This window comes from Pseudactinotalea terrae, assembly GCF_009733845.1.
Lineage (GTDB): Bacteria > Actinomycetota > Actinomycetes > Actinomycetales > Beutenbergiaceae > Pseudactinotalea > Pseudactinotalea terrae.
This window is the reverse complement of the sequence record NZ_WNXZ01000001.1, coordinates 1,456,283-1,474,714: the sequence shown is the minus strand read 5'-3', so window position 1 is coordinate 1,474,714 and position 18,432 is coordinate 1,456,283. Positions and strand designations below refer to the sequence as shown.

Annotated in this window: 19 protein-coding genes; 12 read left to right on the top strand and 7 right to left on the bottom strand. The window is 71.5% G+C overall.

What is annotated here, in order from left to right; translation table 11 throughout:
- The first annotated feature begins 81 nt into the window (after nt 1-81).
- A complete protein-coding gene (gene miaB, locus GPA03_RS07220) occupies nt 82-1,587 on the top strand; it encodes a tRNA (N6-isopentenyl adenosine(37)-C2)-methylthiotransferase MiaB (RefSeq protein WP_241681148.1) in 1,506 nt (501 codons plus the stop codon).
- Here miaB and GPA03_RS07215 read toward each other — a convergent pair.
- Both GPA03_RS07215 and GPA03_RS07210 read right to left on the bottom strand, forming a co-directional pair.
- On the bottom strand, nt 1,564-2,055 hold the full coding sequence (locus GPA03_RS07215) for a YbjN domain-containing protein (RefSeq protein WP_156251218.1): 492 nt from the start codon (nt 2,053-2,055) through the stop codon (nt 1,564-1,566). The genes miaB and GPA03_RS07215 overlap by 24 nt on opposite strands.
- The gene (locus GPA03_RS07210; protein ID WP_156251217.1) at nt 2,052-2,540 is read right to left on the bottom strand and encodes a type III secretion system chaperone family protein; all 489 of its coding nucleotides are present in this window, start codon (nt 2,538-2,540) and stop codon (nt 2,052-2,054) included. Before GPA03_RS07210 ends, GPA03_RS07215 begins: the two co-directional genes overlap by 4 nt.
- Before the next feature lie 43 nt (nt 2,541-2,583).
- Here GPA03_RS07210 and miaA point away from each other — a divergent pair, with 43 nt between their 5' ends.
- Nucleotides 2,584-3,486: a tRNA (adenosine(37)-N6)-dimethylallyltransferase MiaA gene (miaA, locus tag GPA03_RS07205; RefSeq protein WP_241681115.1), complete on the top strand. Its 903-nt coding sequence runs from the start codon at nt 2,584-2,586 to the stop codon at nt 3,484-3,486.
- Entirely contained in the window at nt 3,483-4,403 is a 921-nt protein-coding gene (gene dapF, locus GPA03_RS07200) for a diaminopimelate epimerase (protein ID WP_156251215.1), read from the top strand. Before miaA ends, dapF begins: the two co-directional genes overlap by 4 nt.
- Before the next feature lie 9 nt (nt 4,404-4,412).
- On the opposite strand, the gene GPA03_RS07195 is transcribed toward dapF, so the two are convergent.
- Complete coding sequence (locus GPA03_RS07195; protein ID WP_156251214.1) at nt 4,413-5,360, bottom strand: NAD(P)/FAD-dependent oxidoreductase; 948 nt, start codon at nt 5,358-5,360, stop codon at nt 4,413-4,415.
- A 65-nt stretch (nt 5,361-5,425) separates the two neighbouring features.
- Here GPA03_RS07195 and GPA03_RS07190 point away from each other — a divergent pair, with 65 nt between their 5' ends.
- Complete coding sequence (locus GPA03_RS07190; RefSeq protein WP_156251213.1) at nt 5,426-6,022, top strand: helix-turn-helix domain-containing protein; 597 nt, start codon at nt 5,426-5,428, stop codon at nt 6,020-6,022.
- On the opposite strand, the gene GPA03_RS07185 is transcribed toward GPA03_RS07190, so the two are convergent.
- Entirely contained in the window at nt 6,011-6,616 is a 606-nt protein-coding gene (locus tag GPA03_RS07185) for a class I SAM-dependent methyltransferase (protein WP_241681114.1), read from the bottom strand. The two genes, GPA03_RS07190 and GPA03_RS07185, sit on opposite strands and share 12 nt — an antisense overlap.
- Before the next feature lie 123 nt (nt 6,617-6,739).
- On the opposite strand from GPA03_RS07185, the gene hflX reads away from it, so the two are divergent.
- Both hflX and GPA03_RS07175 read left to right on the top strand, forming a co-directional pair.
- Entirely contained in the window at nt 6,740-8,287 is a 1,548-nt protein-coding gene (gene hflX / locus GPA03_RS07180; RefSeq protein WP_421958398.1) for a GTPase HflX, read from the top strand.
- A gap of 166 nt (nt 8,288-8,453) precedes the next feature.
- A complete protein-coding gene (locus GPA03_RS07175) occupies nt 8,454-10,481 on the top strand; it encodes an ATP-dependent DNA helicase (RefSeq protein ID WP_156251212.1) in 2,028 nt (675 codons plus the stop codon).
- A 1-nt stretch (nt 10,482) separates the two neighbouring features.
- Here GPA03_RS07175 and lexA read toward each other — a convergent pair whose 3' ends face one another.
- Nucleotides 10,483-11,172, bottom strand: coding sequence for a transcriptional repressor LexA (lexA, locus tag GPA03_RS07170; RefSeq protein WP_156251211.1), 690 nt, complete (start codon nt 11,170-11,172; stop codon nt 10,483-10,485).
- A gap of 343 nt (nt 11,173-11,515) precedes the next feature.
- Here lexA and GPA03_RS07165 point away from each other — a divergent pair, with 343 nt between their 5' ends.
- From GPA03_RS07165 to GPA03_RS07140, 6 genes are all read left to right on the top strand, one after another.
- Nucleotides 11,516-12,004, top strand: coding sequence for a LysM peptidoglycan-binding domain-containing protein (locus GPA03_RS07165; RefSeq protein ID WP_156251210.1), 489 nt, complete (start codon nt 11,516-11,518; stop codon nt 12,002-12,004).
- Nucleotides 12,005-12,132: 128 nt separating this feature from the next.
- Complete coding sequence (nrdR, locus tag GPA03_RS07160; protein ID WP_156251209.1) at nt 12,133-12,603, top strand: transcriptional regulator NrdR; 471 nt, start codon at nt 12,133-12,135, stop codon at nt 12,601-12,603.
- Between the two features lie 101 nt (nt 12,604-12,704).
- Nucleotides 12,705-13,346 carry a SatD family protein gene (locus tag GPA03_RS07155; protein ID WP_206673456.1) on the top strand — a complete coding sequence of 214 codons (642 nt, stop codon included), beginning with the start codon at nt 12,705-12,707 and terminating at the stop codon, nt 13,344-13,346.
- 4 nt (nt 13,347-13,350) lie between these two features.
- Nucleotides 13,351-14,100, top strand: a complete 750-nt coding sequence (locus GPA03_RS07150; RefSeq protein WP_156251208.1) for a hypothetical protein — start codon at nt 13,351-13,353, stop codon at nt 14,098-14,100.
- On the top strand, nt 14,097-14,684 hold the full coding sequence (locus tag GPA03_RS07145) for a P-loop nucleotide/nucleoside kinase family protein (protein WP_156251207.1): 588 nt from the start codon (nt 14,097-14,099) through the stop codon (nt 14,682-14,684). Before GPA03_RS07150 ends, GPA03_RS07145 begins: the two co-directional genes overlap by 4 nt.
- Nucleotides 14,677-14,880, top strand: a complete 204-nt coding sequence (locus tag GPA03_RS07140; RefSeq protein ID WP_156251206.1) for a DUF5302 domain-containing protein — start codon at nt 14,677-14,679, stop codon at nt 14,878-14,880. Before GPA03_RS07145 ends, GPA03_RS07140 begins: the two co-directional genes overlap by 8 nt.
- Nucleotides 14,881-14,893: 13 nt before the next feature.
- On the opposite strand, the gene serA is transcribed toward GPA03_RS07140, so the two are convergent.
- Nucleotides 14,894-16,117: a phosphoglycerate dehydrogenase gene (serA, locus tag GPA03_RS07135; protein WP_156251205.1), complete on the bottom strand. Its 1,224-nt coding sequence runs from the start codon at nt 16,115-16,117 to the stop codon at nt 14,894-14,896.
- A gap of 65 nt (nt 16,118-16,182) precedes the next feature.
- Nucleotides 16,183-18,396 (bottom strand): HelD family protein, encoded by a 2,214-nt coding sequence (locus GPA03_RS07130; protein WP_241681113.1) that lies wholly within the window; start codon nt 18,394-18,396, stop codon nt 16,183-16,185.
- Nucleotides 18,397-18,432: the final 36 nt, after the last annotated feature.

The following is an 18,432-nucleotide window of genomic DNA, read 5'->3' as shown; positions in this document are numbered from 1 at the left end:
CCGTCGAGCACGCGGCCAGCACACGTAGAATCGCGGATCGTGACGGCCCCCGCAACGACCCCGACGACTGCGCGCACCTACATGGTGCGGACCTTGGGCTGCCAGATGAACGCCCACGACTCGGAGCGGATGTCCGGTCTGCTCGAGGACGCCGGGTACGTCCAGGCCGACACCTCGGGCGCCGGGTCGCTGCTCGGCGAGGCCGCCGGTGCGGACGTCGTCGTCATCAACACCTGCGCCGTCCGCGAGAACGCCTCCGACCGCCTCTACGGCAACCTCGGCCAGCTCGCCAGCCTGAAGAAGCAGCGCCCAGGGCTCCAGATCGCCGTCGGCGGCTGCCTGGCCCAGCAGGACAAGGCCGGCATCGTCGAGCGCGCTCCGTACGTGGATGTCGTGTTCGGCACCCACAACATCGACGTGCTCCCGGTGCTGCTCGAGCGCGCCCGTCACAACGGCGAGGCACAGGTCGAGCTCGAGGAGTCGCTCAAGGTCTTCCCCTCGACGCTGCCCACCCGGCGCGAGAGCGCCTATGCCGCCTGGGTGTCGATCTCGGTCGGCTGCAACAACACCTGCACCTTCTGCATCGTCCCGCACCTGCGCGGCAAGGAGCGTGACCGCCGGCCCGGCGACGTCCTCGCCGAGGTCAAGGCCGTCGTCGCCGAGGGCGCCTGCGAGGTCACGCTGCTCGGCCAGAACGTGAACTCCTACGGCGTCGGGTTCGGGGACCGGGCGGCGTTCGCGAAGCTGTTGCGCGCCTGCGGGAACATCGAGGGCCTGGAGCGGGTGCGGTTCACCTCACCGCACCCGGCCGCGTTCACCGACGACGTCATCGACGCCATGGCAGCGACGCCCAACGTGATGCCGACGCTGCACATGCCGCTGCAGTCCGGCTCCGACCGGATCCTGCGAGCGATGCGCCGCTCCTACCGCAGCGAGCGCTTCCTCGGCATCCTCGACCGCGTCCGCGCCCAGATGCCCGACGCCGCGATCACCACCGACATCATCGTGGGCTTCCCCGGCGAGACCGAGGAGGACTTCCAGGCGACCCTCGACGTCGTCGAGGCCTCCCGGTTCGCCTCGGCCTTCACGTTCCAGTACTCGCCCCGGCCCGGCACCCCCGCCGCCGACCTGCCGGAGATCCCCGCCGAGGTGATGGCCGAGCGCTACGGCCGTCTCGTCGCGCTGCAGGAGCGGATCAGCGGCGAGGAGAACGCCGCACAGGTGGGCAGGACCGTCGAGGTGCTGCTCGGCGAGTCCGAGGGGCGCAAGGACGGCGCGACCCGTCGCGTCAGCGGCCGCGCACCCGACAACCGGCTCGTGCACGTCGGCATCCCGCAGGGCTGGGACGGCCCCGCCCCGCGCCCCGGCGACATGGTCACGGCGCAGGTCACCCGCAGCGCACCGCACCACCTCATCGCGGACTCCGGCGTGCAGGGCGGCACCTTCGCACTGCGGCGCACCCGCTCGGGTGATGCCTACGAGGCCAAGGCCGACGCACGTGAGCAGGCCGAGCGCGAGGCCGCCTCACCCCAGCCCGCAGGACCGAAGCCGGTCTCGCTCGGGCTACCCGGCCTCCGGGTCCGCTGACGCCCCGCCCGTCTCGGGCAGGCTCGGCAGGATGGCGCTCTCGGCCGCCGTCGCGAAGAACTGGTGCGTGGTGCCGATCCCGATCCGCAGGTAGTCGTCCAGCTGCGCGGTGGTCAGCCCTGCGGTCACGTCGACACCCAGGTGCGTCTGCATCACGACGGCGCTCTCGGTGGTGCTGACGGCGATCGTGGGCCAGATCCGGCTGCGGTGCCAGTCGTTGGCGAACGCCTCGACCGCCCGGCGGCGCTCGAGCGGGATCGGCGCACCCACGTGCGAGCCGCGGAACAGCAGCAGCACGCCGTCGGTGCTCTGCATCGTGATCGCGATCTCCAGCTGTGGCCAGCGGCGCCGGAGGGCGCCGGCATCGTCGAGGGTCCAGCCGTCGGGCACGAGCAGGCCGGCGATCCGCGTGATGCTCACGCCCTGCGGCAGGTCCGAGGTGCTGGGGAGGCCGGCGGGGTCGGTCATGCCAGTCCCTCCGGTGCGGTGGCCAACGGGTCGGGGTAGCGGGCGTTGAGCTCGGCGAACGCGCTCAATGCCGCGCTCAACCCGGTTCTCATCGCGCGCTCCAGCTGCCGTTCCGACATGCCGTGCGCGATCGAGGAGGCGGTGTCGGCGGCGAGTCGCATCGAGCCGTCGTCGAGCACCATGAGAAAGCACTTCGGCCATGCGGAGCGGCTGTGCCGGTCGTTGATCAGCGCGATCATCTCCTCGCGGCGCTCGATCGCGATCGGTCGGGTGAGCTGGCCGCGGATCTGCAGCACGCCGCCCTTGCCGGCGATGGCGAAGGTGAACAGCGCGCCGCTCCAGACCCCGCCGACGGCGCCCTCGCTGCTGATGAAGTGGCGCTGGTTGGCGCGCTTGAGCCACTCCAGCAGCCGCTTCTGGTCCACCGGCCGCACCTCGTGCTGGTCGATCTCGGCGTCGTCGGCGGACTCGGCTGGCTCGGACATCGCTCGCCAGTCTAGGTCGCTGCCGCCCGGTAGGTTCGCGAGCGTGAGTGCAGCACAGGTGATCGCGGTCGTCGGGGCGACGGCGTCCGGCAAGTCCGATCTCGGCCTCGCCCTGGCGGAGGCGCTCGGCGGCGAGATCGTCAACGCCGACGCGATGCAGCTCTACCGAGGCATGGACATCGGCACCGCGAAGACACCGGTCGAGGAGCGCCGGGGGATCGGGCATCACCAGATCGACGTGCTCGACGTCACCGAGGATGCTGCCGTCGCCGCATACCAGGAGGCCGCGCGCGCGGATGTTGCCGCGATCCAGTCGCGCGGGAGGGTCCCGATCGTGGTCGGGGGATCCGGCCTCTACGTCCGCGCGCTGCTCGACGAGATGACCTTTCCCGAGACCGATGCCGCGCTGCGCTCCGAGCTCGAGGCCCGGCTCGAGACCGAGGGGCCGGGGCTGCTCCACGACGAGCTCGCCTCGCTGGACCCCCAGGCCGCCGCCACCATCGACCGCCGCAACCCCCGCCGCGTCGTGCGCGCCCTGGAGGTGGTGCGGCTGACCGGAAAGCCGTTCGCCGCGTCCCAGCCCCAGCAGCCGGTCGCTGCGATCCCCACGACCCAGATCGCGATCGACGTGCCCCGCCCCGAGCTCACGGAGCGGATCGCCGCACGCGCGCGCTCGATATTCGCCGGCGGACTCCTCGAGGAGACCGAGGCGCTGGTGGCCGCCGGCATGGTGCCGCCCCGCACCGCCTCACGAGCGGTGGGGTATGCGCAGGCGCGATCGGTGCTCACCGGTGAGGCGACACTGGACGAGGCCGTCGAGGCCACGGTGATCGCCACCCGGCAGCTCGCGCGCCGCCAGCTCACCTGGTTCCGCCGCGACGCGCGCATCCACTGGCTGAGCCCTGGCGACGACCTGCTCGCGCGCGCCCGTACGCTGATCCCATGACCCTCGCGCGCACCTTCGTCAAGGGCCACGGCACCGGCAACGACTTCCTCCTGTACGCCGACCCCGAGGGCACCGAGTCGCTCACCGAGCCCGAGCTGATCGCCGTCGCTGACAGGCACACCGGCATCGGTGCGGACGGCGTGATCCGGGCCGTGCGCACCGCCGTCGTGCCCGAGGTGGCCGAGCAGGCCGAGGCCGCCGAGTGGTTCATGGACTACCGCAACGGCGACGGCTCGATCGCGCAGATGTGCGGCAACGGCATCCGGGTCTACGTCGCCTACCTCGAGCAGCAGGGACTGCTGAGGCTCGAGGACGGCGCGAGCACCCAGATCGCCACCCGTGCCGGCACCCTGACGGTGCGCAAGGAGCTGGACGAGTACGCCGTCGACATGGGCACGTGGTCGGCCACGGGCGGTCGGTCAGCGCTGGCGAAGGGCTTCGATGCCACCGTCGTGCTCGCGGGTCTCGACGAGCCTCGGCCGGGCCTGCGGATCGAGATGCCCAACCCGCACACCGTGATCGCGCTCGATGACCTCGACCTGCTGGAGGCGGTGGACTTCTCGGTGGCGCCGCAGGTCGACCCGCATGGCGAAGAAGGCACGAACGTCGAGATCGTCGTCCCGCTCGGGGAGCGTGAGGTCGAGATCGTCGACGAGGAGGGTGAGGTCGTCGGCACCGAGAAGGTCGGCGTCGTCAAGATGCGCGTGCACGAGCGGGGTGTGGGCGAGACGCTCTCGTGCGGCACCGGGGCGTGCGCGGCCGCCGTCGCCACCCGCCACTGGTTCGGCGCGGGTGCTCCCAACGACTGGGTGGTGCTGGTCCCTGGCGGTCAGCTGCGCGTCGTCATCCAGGCCAACAAGAGCGTCGAGCTGACCGGCCCCGCCGAGCTCGTCGGTGAGATCGCCCCGCTGCCCTGACGGCGAGGCTCACGCGAGCGCTGTTCGCGCCCGTTCCATCACGAGGTCGGCGTTGATCTGCGCGCCCGCCATCGTGCCCGCGGCGGCGGCAGCGCCGACCTGCGCCGACAGGTCCGCGACGTTCCCCGCTGCCCACACGCCCGGCACCGCGGTCCGGCCCGTGGTATCCGCCTGCAGGTGCTCACCCATGCCCGACGGATGTGCCACGGGCAAGAGACCCAGCGGTGCCAGGAAGCCGGTGCGCGCCACCATGCGGGTCGCCACGACCACGACCTCGCAGGGGCGCAGGGCGCCGTCGGCCAGTCGCATCCCGGTGATCTCGCCGTCGGCGCTCTCGAGCGCCGCCACCCGGGCGTCGAGCACCTCGACGCCGCTGGCGGCCAGCTGGGCGCGCTGCTCGTCGTTCACGACGTCGGCCACGTGCACCACGAGCGTGACCCGATCGCTCAGCTGGCTGAACAGCAGCGCCTGGTGCACCGAGTTCGGGCTCGTGCCCAGCACGGCGATGGTCCGGTCACGCACCTCCCAGCCGTGGCAGTAAGGGCAGTGCACCACGCCGTGACCCCACTGCTCCGCCACTCCCGGGACGTCGGGCAGCTCGTCGAGGAGCCCTGTCGTCACCAGGACCCGCCGCGCGCGGACCGAGCGACCATCCGCCAGCGCGACCGTGAAGTCACCCTCGGAGCCGCTCACCGCGCTCACCTGTGCCTCGAGCAGCCGGCCGCCGTAGCCGGCGAGCTCGGCGCGGCCACGCGCGAGCAGCTCGGCCGGGGCGATGCCCTCGTGCCCCAGGAGTGCGTGCACGCCGTCGGCGGGCGCGTTGCGTGGTGCGCCGCTGTCGACCACCAGCACCGAGCGGCGCGAGCGTGCGAGCGTGATGGCACCGGCGAGACCGGCGGCACCGCCGCCGATCACCACGGAGTCGAGCAGGTCAGGGAGAGTGGCAGTCGTCGTCATGGCCCGATCATGCGACGCCCGACGACGGTGAGCAAACCTCGTTGCCGAGATGGCAAGATGGGTGCATGGACAACGACCGTGAGCTCGCCGGCGTCGGACCGAGGCTGCGCGCCCTACGCCAGCAGCGGGACGTGACGCTCGCACAGCTCGCCGAGCAGACCGGCATCTCCGTCAGCACGCTCTCCCGGCTGGAGTCCGGAGGGCGCAAGCCGACGCTCGAGCTGCTGCTCCCGCTCGCCCGCAGCCACGGCGTCACGCTCGACGACCTGGTCGACGCTCCACCTACTGGCGACCCGCGTGTGCACCTGCGGCCGGTGAGCCAGCACGGCATGACGATGGTGCCGCTGAGCCAGCGCGCCGACGGGATACAGGCGTTCAAGGTCCTGCTCGAGGGCGACGCCCGCCCTGGTGAGCCCACGCTCCAGACCCACACCGGCTACGAGTGGATCTACGTGCTCGACGGCAGGTTGCGGCTGCTGCTCGGTGAGCACGACCTGGTGCTCACGGCGGGGGAGGCCGCCGAGTTCGACACCCGCGTGCCGCACTGGCTCGGCCCGGCCGACGGGGACGCCGTGGAGTTCCTCAGCCTGTTCGGCAAGGAGGGCGAACGTGCGCACCTGCGCGCAGGGCCGCGCCGCAAGGACGGCAGCTCAGCGCGCTGAGCCCACCTCGAGGACGCGGAAGCCCTTGCTGCTCGCGGTGCGCTCGACCGGCTGACCGAGCTCGGTCGAGATCCAGCGCTGGAGCGAGTCGGCGCCCAGGTTCTTGCTCACCACGAGGTGAGCGACGCCGTCGGGAGCCAACCGTGGCAACCAGGTGCGCAGCATCTCGTGCAGGATCTCCTTGCCCACCCGGATCGGCGGGTTCGACCAGATCAGATCGAGCGTGAGGTCGGGCTCCGCTGCCAGCAGCGCCGAGGGCTGGAACACCTCGACCGACAGGCCCTGCGCCGAAGCGTTCCGGGCGGTCAGCTCGAGTGCGCGCGGGTTCACGTCCACCGCCAGCACCCGCGCGTCGGGGGCAGCGGCGGCCAGCGAGAGGGCGATCGGGCCCCACCCGCACCCCAGGTCCAGGAACGTACCGTTCGCGGGCGGAGCCGGGACCTCGCCGAGCAGCACCGACGTGCCCGGGTCGAGGCGATCACCCGAGAACACGCCACGATCGGTGGTGACCCTCATCGGGCGACCGCGGAGCACGACGTCGATCTCCCGGGGCGCGGAGGCGCCGGGGGAGTCGGAGGAGAAGTAGTGAGACACCGCGCGACAGCCTAGACGCGCGAGACGGCGCTGCTCCCTGGGCGAAATCGCTGTGCTGCCGGCGGCGACACGTGTCACAGTGGAACTCGCATCTCCCTCACTCGTTCCACGCAAGGAGCTCCATTGGCTGACCCGACACCCACCCGCAGGCGCACGGAGGCGGGCGTGGCACCGGGTCGACCCGATATCTCTGAGGCGGATCGACGTGCTCAGGACGTCGTCGCCCGTGTGCTCGCCCGCGCGGGCACCGCGCTGCAGGACGAGTCCACCGCTGGTCACAGCGACTACGACGGCGAACAGCTGGATGTCGAGGAGCGCACCGCGCTCCAGCGCGTGGGCGGCCTCTCCACCGAGCTCAGCGACGTCACCGAGGTCGAGTACCGACAGCTGCGGCTGGAGAAGGTCGTGCTCGTCGGCATCTTCAGCGGCAGCGGGCCTGCGGTGACCGAGGCGGCCGAGGTCTCGCTCCGGGAGCTCGCAGCCCTCGCCGAGACCGCAGGGTCCGAGGTGCTCGACGGCGTCCTGCAGCGTCGTCATCAGCCTGACCCTGGGACGTATCTCGGGTCGGGCAAGGCGGCAGAGCTCGCCGACGTCGTCGCCGCGACCGGCGCCGACACCGTGGTGGTCGACACCGAGCTCGCACCCTCCCAGCGACGCGGGCTCGAGGATGTCGTCAAGGTCAAGGTGATCGACCGGACGGCGCTGATCCTCGACATCTTCGCTCAGCACGCCAAGTCCCGCGAGGGCAAGGCGCAGGTCGAGCTCGCCCAGCTCGAGTACCTGCTGCCGCGCCTGCGCGGGTGGGGTGACTCGATGTCCCGGCAGGCCGGTGGTCGGGTGGCCGCCGGAGGTGCGGGCATGGGCTCGCGTGGTCCTGGTGAGACGAAGATCGAGCTCGACCGCCGTCGCATCCGCACCCGGATGTCCAAGCTTCGCCGGCAGATCCGCGACATGGCGCCCGCGCGCGCCGAGCAGCGCCACTCGCGGCGCACGGGTGCGGTGCCCTCGGTCGCGATCGTGGGCTACACGAACGCCGGCAAGTCCTCGCTGCTCAACCGGCTCACGGGCGCCGGGGTGCTCGTGCAGAACGCGCTGTTCGCCACGCTGGACCCCACGGTCCGCCGCTCGGAGACCCCGGACGGTCGGCAGTACACCCTCGCCGACACGGTCGGCTTCGTGCGGAACCTCCCCACCCAGCTCGTCGAGGCGTTCCGCTCCACCCTCGAGGAGGTCGCCGGCTCCGACGTGGTGGTGCACGTCGTCGACGCCTCGCACCCCGATCCGGAGGGACAGCTGAGCGCTGTCCGGGACACCCTCCGTGACATCGAGGGCGTCTCGGAGCTGCCCGAGCTCGTCGTGCTCAACAAGTCCGACCTGGCCGCCCCCGAGACCATCGCACGGCTGCGGACGAGAGCGCCGAACGCGATCGCCGTCTCGGCCAAGACCGGACAGGGCATCGAGGAGCTGCAGGAGCGGATCGCCGAGCTGCTGCCACGGCCGGCGATCGAGGTCGACGTCGTGGTGCCGTACCAGCGCGGCGACCTCGTGCACCGCGCCCACATCAGCGGCGAGGTGCTGAGCGAGGAGCACACGGCGGAGGGCACCCACCTGCACGCCCGGGTCGACGGTGCTCTCGCGGCCGAGCTCGATCAGGCTGTCGCCTCCGCCTGACGCCCGCCTCGGCCTGACTCCGGCCTCTCCTTCTATCCACCGCTCCCCGCCCATCTCCGTGGAAAGCGCTTTGGGGTGAAAGGGGTCCAGGTGTGCTGGACTCAGATCACCCCGAAGCCCGACCGGCGGGAGCAGATCGCGCGCAATGGCGGCGCGTGGTGCGACGATGGCAGGCGTGCCTTCGACCGAGACGACCTCCACGAGCGATGTCGACGAGGTGCTCGACGCCGTCGTCACCCGGATGGGTGGCGCCCGGCGCGAGGGCCAGCACGAGATGGCGCGTGCGGTCGCCGCCGCGCTCGAGGGCGACACGCACCTGATGGTGCAGGCCGGCACGGGTACCGGCAAGTCGCTGGCCTACCTCGTCCCGACGCTGCTGCACGCCGTCCGCACGGGCGAGCGCGCCGTGATCTCGACGGCGACCCTCGCCCTCCAGCGGCAGGTGCTCGGGCACGATCTCCCGCTGGTCGCCGAGGTGGTGGAGGAGAAGCTCCCGAGGCCACCCGCGGTCGCGCTGCTCAAGGGCTGGCACAACTACCTGTGCAAGCACAAGGTCACGGGTGGCTACCCGCCCGAGGAGGACACGGCGCTGTTCGACATGGCGCCGGAGTCGGCCTCGGCAGCCGAGGAGCACCCCGCCGGTTCTGCTCGCGACGACTCGCTCGGCAGCCAGGTGGTGCGCGTGCGGGCGTGGGCGGATGAGACCGACAGCGGCGATCGCGACGACCTCGTCCCCGGGGTGAGCGACAAGGCCTGGCGACAGGTCTCGGTCACGTCGATGGAGTGCATCGGCCAGTCCTGCCCGCTGCGCTCGGAGTGCTTCCCCGAGGCTGCTCGGCAGGCGGCACGGACCGCTGACGTCGTGGTCACCAACCACGCGATGCTGGGAATCGCGGCCTCGGGCTCGCCGGGCGCGCTCCCGGAGTTCGACGCTCTCGTGGTCGACGAGGCACACGAGCTCCCGTCGCGGGTGACCGCGCAGGCCTCGGTCGAGCTCTCGGCTCCCGCCGTCGAGCGGGTGGCACGGCTGGCACGCCGACAGGCGGGCGCCGCCACCCAGGCGCTCGACGACGCAGCCGCGCTCCTGCGTACCGTGCTGACGGCCACCCCCGAGGGGCGATGGCCCGAGGCGCTGCCTCCCGAGATCGAAGGCGCCGTTCGTGCTGTCGCGGACGCGGCGCGCGAGGTGCTCTCCTCGATCAAGCAGGACAGCGTCAAGGCCGGTGCCAAGGAGGGTGACGCCGGTGGCGGTCTCGCGCAGGCCCGATCCGCCGCGCTGGTGCTGTTCGAGATCACCGATCGGCTCCTCTCGGATCGGCTCCGAAACCGCGAGGACGTGGTGTGGCTCAGCCGCGGGATGGGTCCGGGCGAGGCGATCAAGATCAACGTGGCCCCGCTCGATGTCGCCGGACCGATCGCCGGGCACCTGCTCGCCGGGCGGGGCGCGGTGCTGACCTCGGCCACGCTGACGCTCGGTGGCACCTTCGACGCGACGGCGTCCTCGATGGGGATGGGCGGCGCGGACTACGAGGGGCTGCAGGTGTCCTCGCCCTTCGACTACGGGCGACAGGGGATCCTCTACGTCGCCAAGCACCTGCCCAAGCCCGGGCGCGACGGTACCGATCCGCAGGTGCTCGACGAGATCGCCGAGCTGATCGAGGCCGCCGGTGGCCGAACGCTCGGGCTGTTCTCCTCACGCCGGGGTGCGACCGCTGCCGCCGAGGCGATGCGCGAGCGGCTGACCACGCCGGTGCTCGTCCAGGGCGACGACTCGATCCCGTCTTTGGTGCGGTCCTTCGCCGCAGACCCGGCCACCAGCCTGTTCGGCACGCTGTCCCTCTGGCAGGGCGTGGACGTGCCAGGCGACTCGTGCCAGCTGGTGCTGATCGACCGGATCCCGTTTCCCCGGCCCGACGACCCGGTGATAGCCGCCCGCACCGAGGTGGTCGCCAAGCGCGGGGGCAACGGTTTCATGGCGGTGTCGGCCACGCACGCAGCCCTGCTGCTTGCCCAGGGTGCGGGGCGCCTCATCCGTGGCGTCGCCGATCGCGGTGTGGTCGCCATCCTCGACCCCCGGGTCGCCACCGCCCGCTACGGCACATTCCTCTCGCGGTCGCTGCCGCCGCTGTGGCCGACCACCGACCCGCGGGTCGTACGGTCGGCGCTGCGGCGGTTGCGCGGCGAGAAGGCGTAGGTCAGAGCGCCCGCAGCACGCTGACGACACGGCCGAGGATCTCGGCGTCGGTGCCGTCGATGGGGGAGAAGGCCTCGTTGGCAGGAAGCAGCCAGACCGTGCCCTTCTCGCGCTTGAGGGTCTTGACGGTGGCCTCTCCGTCGATCATCGCCGCGACGATCTCGCCGTTCTCGGCGACGGGCTGCTGCCGGACGACGACCCAGTCGCCGTCGCAGATCGCGGCATCGATCATCGACTCACCGACGACCTTGAGCAGGAACAGGTCACCCTCGCCGACGAGCTGGCGGGGGAGCGGGAACACGTCCTCGACAGCCTGCTCTGCGAGCAATGGCCCGCCCGCTGCGATCCGGCCGACCACGGGGACGTAGGAGGGCTTGGCGGCGGTCGTGCCGCCATCGTGAAGGGTCAGGTGGCGGCCACCTTCGGAACCCGCCATCGCCACGTCGTCATCGGGAGCGACGATCTCGATCGCGCGCGTGGAGATCGGGTCGCGCCGCAGGTAGCCCTTCTCCTCGAGGACGGCGAGCTGGTACTTGACCGAGGAGGGGCTCGCGAGCCCGACGACATCGCCGATCTCCCGCATGGTGGGCGGGTAGCCGCGGGTGGCCAGGCTGCTGCGGATCGCCTCCATGATCAGCTGCTGGCGCTCGGTGAGTCGAGAACCCTGGGTCTCGGGGTCGGTCGGTGTCATCGAATGGCTCCCTGATCGGTTCGGCGCGGTGGGTGGACGGACCTCGACTTCCGCGGAATCTCAACGATTTCGATGGATGTCGGTGGTCGGTGATGGTGTTGACCTCGTGAGAACAAGCGTACGGACACAGGGCCCCACCGCCAAACATGCGTTCGATGGGCGTGTCGCGAGGCGTCGGCCGCTGGTCAAGGCCCCGGCGGCGTCGACACGCCTGGACAGTCTTGGAACATGCGTGCTACGTTCGTACGAACGTCCGACGAACGCCTGTGCGAGCAGCACCCCGATCGCCCCCACCCGCCCGTCTCTTCCCAGCCCCTCACTCCGTTCACCGAAGGAGTCCACGATGAGCGTCCTGGCCCACCCCGGTCCGATCTCGTTCCCGCTGCCGCGCCGCCGTCACCTCACCGTGGTCCCGGCGCTCCCGGACGTCACGCCCGAGCCTGAGCGGTTCGCCGAGGTCATCGACCTGCCGGTTCCGCAGGCCCGGCCGGCCGGCCCCACGACGGCCCGCCCCGCGGTCTCGCGCCCCGCCGTCGCCGATGCGCCGCTCCGGCTCACGAACCGCGGGCGAGCGGTGCTGGCCGGCCTCGCGATCGCCCTCGCCGCGGTCGTTGGTTCTGTCGCCGGTGCGGCCATGGGTACGCCGGCCTCGGCCGGTGGCCTCGAGGTCGTCACCGTGAAGAGCGGCGACAGCCTGTGGAGCATCGCCGCCGCGGCCGCGGCGCCCGGCGAGGATGTCCGCGACCTGATGAGCGAGATCGTCGAGCTCAACGGGCTGCAGGGCGCCACCCTGGTGGCTGGCCAGGAGCTCACGGTCCCGGCTGGAGACTGATACCGCACCCTCTCGGCACCCGAGGTTGCGCGCAGCACCGTTCCCGACCTAGGTTTCCTACATCTAGTAGTTACAGCGGTGTGATCCAATAGATCTAGCGCGCAAGGCGTGTGCAAGGGAGAGGCAGCATGCACTGTCCGTTCTGCCGTCATCCCGATTCCCGGGTCGTCGAGACCCGGGCCGCCGAAGATGGCTCCTCGATCCGGCGTCGCAGGCAATGTCCTGAGTGCCAACGTCGCTTCACGACGCTCGAGACGACGAGCCTGGTGGTCGTCAAGCGGTCGGGGGCGGCCGAGCCGTTCAGCCGCGACAAGATCGCGGCGGGCGTGAGCAAGGCGTGCCAGGGCCGCCCTGTCTCCGGCGATCAGATCGCGCTGCTCGCGCAGCAGGTCGAGGAGACCATCCGCAGCACAGGCGCCGCTGAGGTGGACGCGCACGAGGTAGGCCTCGCGATCCTGGGACCGCTGCAGGATCTCGATGAGATCGCCTACCTGCGCTATGCGAGCGTCTACCGCAGCTTTACGTCCCTCGAGGACTTCGAGGCTGCGATCACCGCATTGCGCCACCATCGATCGGTAGGTGTTGACGGCGACCAGTAGGCTGACCGGACTGCCGTCGGTGGCGCCGGAGGGGAAGCCGGCGCTACCGACGGCCTTCAGATATCGACTTCACTTCTGCGAAAAGAAGTTATGATCTTCAGATGGCGGAGATGAAGCAGGGAGCCGCACTCATCGGCGACATCATCGGCTCCCGGGATGTCGACAACCGGTCGGCGCTCCACGAGCGGCTGCGCACCGTCATCGCCGAGGTCAACGCCGACATGACACCGGCGGCTCCGATCCGCATCACCGTGGGCGACGAGTACCAGGGAGTGTTCGACACCGTCGGGGCCGCGCTGCACGCAGCGCTGCGCCTGCGGCTCGGCCTGCTCCCGGCCGCTGATCTCCGCCACGGCATCGGGTGGGGTGGGCTCGCGGTGCTGCAGGAGGAGCCCCGCGTCGAGGACGGCCCTGCCTGGTGGGCGGCACGAGCGGCGATCGAGGCCGCCGAGGCCGACGCGGCCCGTCCCCGCACGCACGCGGTGCGTACTCGCTACGAGCGTGCCCACGAGTCCGACGGGCCCGAGCCCGCCGCGATCAACGCCGCGCTGCTGTGCCGCGACCAGCTCCTGGCGCTCGGTGACGAGCGCTCCCTGCGGCTGCTGCGCGGGCTCCTGGCCGGCCGCACCCAGGCGGACCTGGCCGCCGACGAGGGCATCTCAGCCTCCGCCGTCTCGCAACGGACGCGAGCCGACGGGCTCGGGGTCATCGTGGCCGCTGACGCACTGCTGCAGGAGGTGTGAGCCGATGATCTGGCTGGGACTGCTGCTGGTCGGGTATGCCGTTGCCGACATCGCCAACCGACCCACGGCGCCACGTGTGCTCCCCGAGGCGCTCGGCGCCGCCGTCGCCGTGGTCCTCGGCACTCTCGCCGGCCAGACGGACGCCGGCAACCTGCTCGTGCTCGTCCTCATCGCTGTGCTCGTCGTCGCCTGGAGCCGCTCCTGCGCTCGTTCGTTCGACACGGGCCGCCCGGCGGCACCCCTGCTCGTGCTGGGTCTCAGCATCGTGCTGGCGCTGATGATCTCCGGCCTGGCCTCCCCCGTCTCGGGACCGTTCGCGGTGTGGTGGGACCACCTGGCCTGGCCGCCGGCCGAGGGTGTCGCACCCGAGCGGGCGCTCCTGGTGATCGGCGTGATGGCGGCGCAGCTGAGCACAGCCAACGTGATCGTGCGGCTCGTGCTGGCGGCGACAGGCACCGTCAACCCGGCTCGGCGAGCCAGCGGCGCGGCCACCGGCCCGACCGACCCGGCCAGCGATCTCAAGGGCGGGCGACTCCTCGGCCCGATGGAGCGCCTGCTGATCATCGGTCTCGGCCTCGCCGGCAACCTCACCGCGGCGAGCATCGTCGTCGCCGCCAAGGGCCTGCTGCGGTTCCCCGAGCTCAGCTCCCGCAAGGACCAGGAGCACGTGCACCGTCTCACCGAGTACTTCCTCGTCGGATCGTTCGTGAGCTGGATGCTGGCGCTCGTCTCGCTCGCCCTGCTGGCGACATGACCGGCGCCACGCCGGTCCTCGTCGCGATGAGCGGCCTACCAGGATCGGGCAAGAGCGCGCTCGCCCGTGAGATCGGTCGCGCGATCGGGGGCGTCGTCCTGGCCGTCGACGCGGTCGAGGCCGCGATGTGGCGCGCCGGTGTCGGACCGGACGAGTGCGTGCCCACCGGCATCGCCGCCTACGCGGTCGTGCAGTCCCTCGCCGGCGAGCTCCTCGACGCCGGCCACACCGTGATCGCCGACGCCGTCAACGCCGTCGAGCCGGCTCGGTCAGCCTGGCGTGACCTGGCCGGAGCGCACGGCGTGCCGCTGCGCTGGCTCGAGGTGACCTGCACCGACCCGGACCTGCACCGGCGGCGGCTCGCCGCCCGCGGGACCCGCTACGAGGGGTTCCGCGAGCCCAGCTGGGCCGAGGTGCGCGAGCGGCAGATCGACCCCTGGAGCGACGACCGGCTGCTCCTCGACTCGGTCAGGCCGCTTCCCGACCTGCTCGCGAGCGCACAGGCCTACATAACCGATTGGCAGGACCCACCGCCGTCGGGCAGGCTGGGGCAGCAGAACCACGAGAGGGAGCACGATGGCTGAGAACAACGACAAACCTGCGGACAAGGGCACCGGTGCCGACGGCATGAGCGATGCCAAGGCCAAGATGCGCGAGGCGCTCGAGCGCAAGAAGGAGCAGGACCACCTGACCGCGGAGGGGCGTCGCAACACCGGTCAGGTACAGGGCTCCGAGGTCACCGGCGGGCGCCGGATGTTCCGGCGCAAGTCCGGCGGCTGAGCACGCGGGCTGATCAGCCCGCGGGCAGCACCGCCTGATCGAGAACCCGCACCCGGATCGTCGGGTCCATGTCCTCCAGGGCCTGGACCGCCGATCCGGGGAGCGGGCCACCGATGTCGGTGACCACGTACCCGAGCTCGCCGGAGGTCCCCAGCACCTGGGACTCGACGTTGACGCCGACCGCCGAGAGCGTCTGGTTCACGCCCGCGAGCACGCCCGGCACGTTGCGGTGCAGGTGCGCGATCCGGTACGCGCCCTCGCGCGGACGGTCGAGGATCAGGGGCGGGACGTTGACCGACAGGCCGGTCGCGCCCACCGTGACGTAGTCGCGGAGCTTGGCCGAGACGAACAGGCCGATGTCCTGCTGCGCCTCCTCGGTCGAACCACCCACGTGCGGGGTCAGGATGACGTTCGGCAGATCCCGCAGCTCGGAGTCGAACGCCTCACCGGCGGACTTCGGCTCGACCGGGAACACGTCGACGGCAGCGCCCGCGACCGTGCCGGCGAGGATGCGTTCGCGGAGCGTGGCGTAGTCCACGAGGAACCCGCGCGAGAGGTTGAGGAAGATCGCGCCCGGCTTCATGCGCTCGAACTGCGCGGCCCCGAACATCCCGGCGTTGCCGGCGCGGCCGTCGACGTGCAGCGTCACGATGTCGGCGACGTCGAGCAGGTCGTCGAGCGAGCTCATCCGGGTCGCGTTGCCCAGCGCGAGCTTCTCAGCGGTGTCGTAGAACACGACCCGCAGCCCGAGCGCCTCGGCCACCACCGAGAGCTGGGTGCCGATGTTGCCGTAGCCCACGATGCCGAGAGTGCGGCCGCGCACCTCGTGCGCGCCGTCGGCCGACTTGTCCCAGACGCCGCCGTGCAACGCCTTGTCCTTCTCGGTGAGGCGTCGCGTCAGGGCGATGATCTCCGCGATCGCGAGCTCGACGACCGAGCGGGTGTTCGAGAACGGGGCGTTGAAGACGGCGACGCCGTTCGTCGCGGCGTGCGCAAGGTCGATCTGGTTCGTCCCGATGCAGAACGCGCCGATCGTCGTGAGCGAGGGGGCGTTGTCGAGGACCCGAGCGGTGACCTGGGTCTTCGATCGGATCCCCAGCATCTCGACGCCGTCGAGCGCCGCGATCAGCTCGTCCTCGTCGAGAGCCCCCTTGAGGGTCGTCACCTCGACGCCAGCCTTCTCGAGCGTTTCCCGCCCCAGGCTGTGCACGTTCTCCAGCAAGAGTGCTTTGACCACGGCCCTATCGTCTCAGGCTCCTGGCCCCGTACCGGCCAGGGACCACGAGATGGACACAGGATGGACTACGCGACCTCGAACCCGGCAGGCAGCGGCTCGCTGTGCACCACGTCGAGGTAGCGGGTGGGGCGGGTCATCGAGACGTAGAGGTCACCCGCCCCGGTGGCCTGCGCCGCGATCTCGCTCGGCTCGACCAGGATAACCTGGTCGAACTCCAGACCCTTCGCACCGGCGGGGTCGAGCACGACCAGCGGAGCACCGAGGTCGGAGGCCTCGCGCAGCCCGAGCTCGGCTGTGAGCGCTGCCCGTTGGTCGCGAGGTGCGATCACCGCGATCGTCCCGCCTCGCTCGTGCGCGATCTCGACGGCGGCCCTCACGGTGCCGAGGACATCGCTCGTGGGGTGCAGGGTCACCGCGTCCGGCTCGTCCCGCGCCGACTGCACCGGCGAGGGCGGACGCTCCGGGTCGGCGGCGGTCGCGACAGCGGTGGCGAGGTCCATCACCGACCGCGGCGTGCGGTAGTTGACCGTGAGCTCGGCCAGCCGCCAGTCGCCCTTCAGCGGGCCGTCGAGCGCATCGCTCCAGCGGCGGACACCCGCACTGGCGGAGGTCTGCGCGACGTCACCGACGATCGTCATCGAGCGTCGGGGGTTCCGCCGCAGGAGTGCCCGCCAGGCCATCTCGGAGAGCTCCTGAGCCTCGTCGACCACCACGTGCCCGTACGTCCAGGCGCGGTCGGCCAGGGCGCGCTCCGCCGTCGTCAGCGCGGGGCCGCTCTCGGCGAACCGCGAGGCCAGCTGCTCGGCGCTGACGATGCCGCCTCCCAGGCCCTCGCCCAGCACCTGCTGGGCGTACTCGACCTCCGCACGCCGCTGCGCCTCCGCTGCGGCACGGGCACGGCCACGATCGGCCTCGTCCTCCGGTCCGATCAGCTCGGCCGCTTCGTCGATGAGCAGCACGTCGGCGGGTGTCAGCGGTGCATCGGCGGGGCGCTGCAGCCGCGCGATCTCGGCCCGGCTGAGCATGCCGCGGGCGGCGTCGGCCAGCTTGTGCGGTTTGGCGAACAGCTCGGAGACCACCCCGGCCGCCGTCAGCGGCATCCAGCAGAGGTTGAGTGCGACACGCACGTCCCGCGACGTGCGCAGCTCCTCGACCAGCTCGGCGCGCTCGTCCGGGTCCACGCCGCCGATCTCCTCGGCGTACTGGCGTGCCAGCACGCTCAGCATGTGCCGCACGAAGGTGGCGCGTGCCTCGTTGTGCGTCCGGTGAGCGCGCCGCGCGCGTGTGTGCCCCTCGCGCACGTCGCCGGGGAGCAGCCGCACCGTGTGACTACCGACGGTGAGATCGCGTGGCGGGAGCACCCGCTCCTTGGCGCGCACGGCGCGCGCGATGATCCGCGACCACACGGCGCGGCCCTTGAGCGCGGCGACGTCGTCGGGCTCGGTGCCGGTCGCCGTCACGTCCGGCACGAGGTCGGAGAGGGTCAGCGAGACCACCCCGGTCTCGCCGAGGGAGGGGAGCACTGCCTCGATGTAGCGCAGGAACACCCGGCTCGGTCCGATCAGCAGCACGCCCGATCGCTCGAGAACCTCACGGTTGGCATAGAGGAGGTAGGCCGCACGGTGCAGCGCGACCGCCGTCTTGCCGGTACCGGGCCCGCCCTGCACCACGAGGATCCCGTCGGCGGGGGAGCGGATGATCGCGTCCTGCTCGGCCTGGATCGTGGCGACGATGTCGCCCATCCGGCCGGTCCTGTGCTCGAGCAGCGCCGACATCAGCGCGCCCTCGCCCTGCAGGTGCACGCCATCGGTCAATGCCTCGGCGTCGAGCAGGTCGTCCTCGATCGAGACCACGCGGCGGCCCCGCGTCTGCAGGTGTCTGCGCAGCACCACGCCGTCGGGGGACGCTGCTGTCGCCTGGTAGAAGGACCGCGCGGCCGGGGCCCGCCAGTCGGTCAGCAGCGGGACCTGATCGACGTCGGAGACCCCGATGCGCCCGACGTACCGCTGGCCGCCGTCGTCGAGGTCGAGCCGGCCGAAGACCAACCGCTCCTCGACGTTGTTGAGCTGGGCGAGCCGGTCGGCGTACAGGGTCGCGAACGCGTCACGCTCGGAACGGTTCTGGTGGGTCCCCGACGCGCCGGAGCGCTGCACGCCCTGCAATCGCCGCCGCGCATCCTCCCGGAGGTCGTCGACACGTCCGTAGACGGTGTCGACATAGCGTTGCTCGTGCTCCAGTGCGTTCTCGAGCGCGGGCACGGGCGAGCGGTCCTCTGGCACGATTCCTCGTTCCCCCCTGTCTGGGCCGGTCCCGTC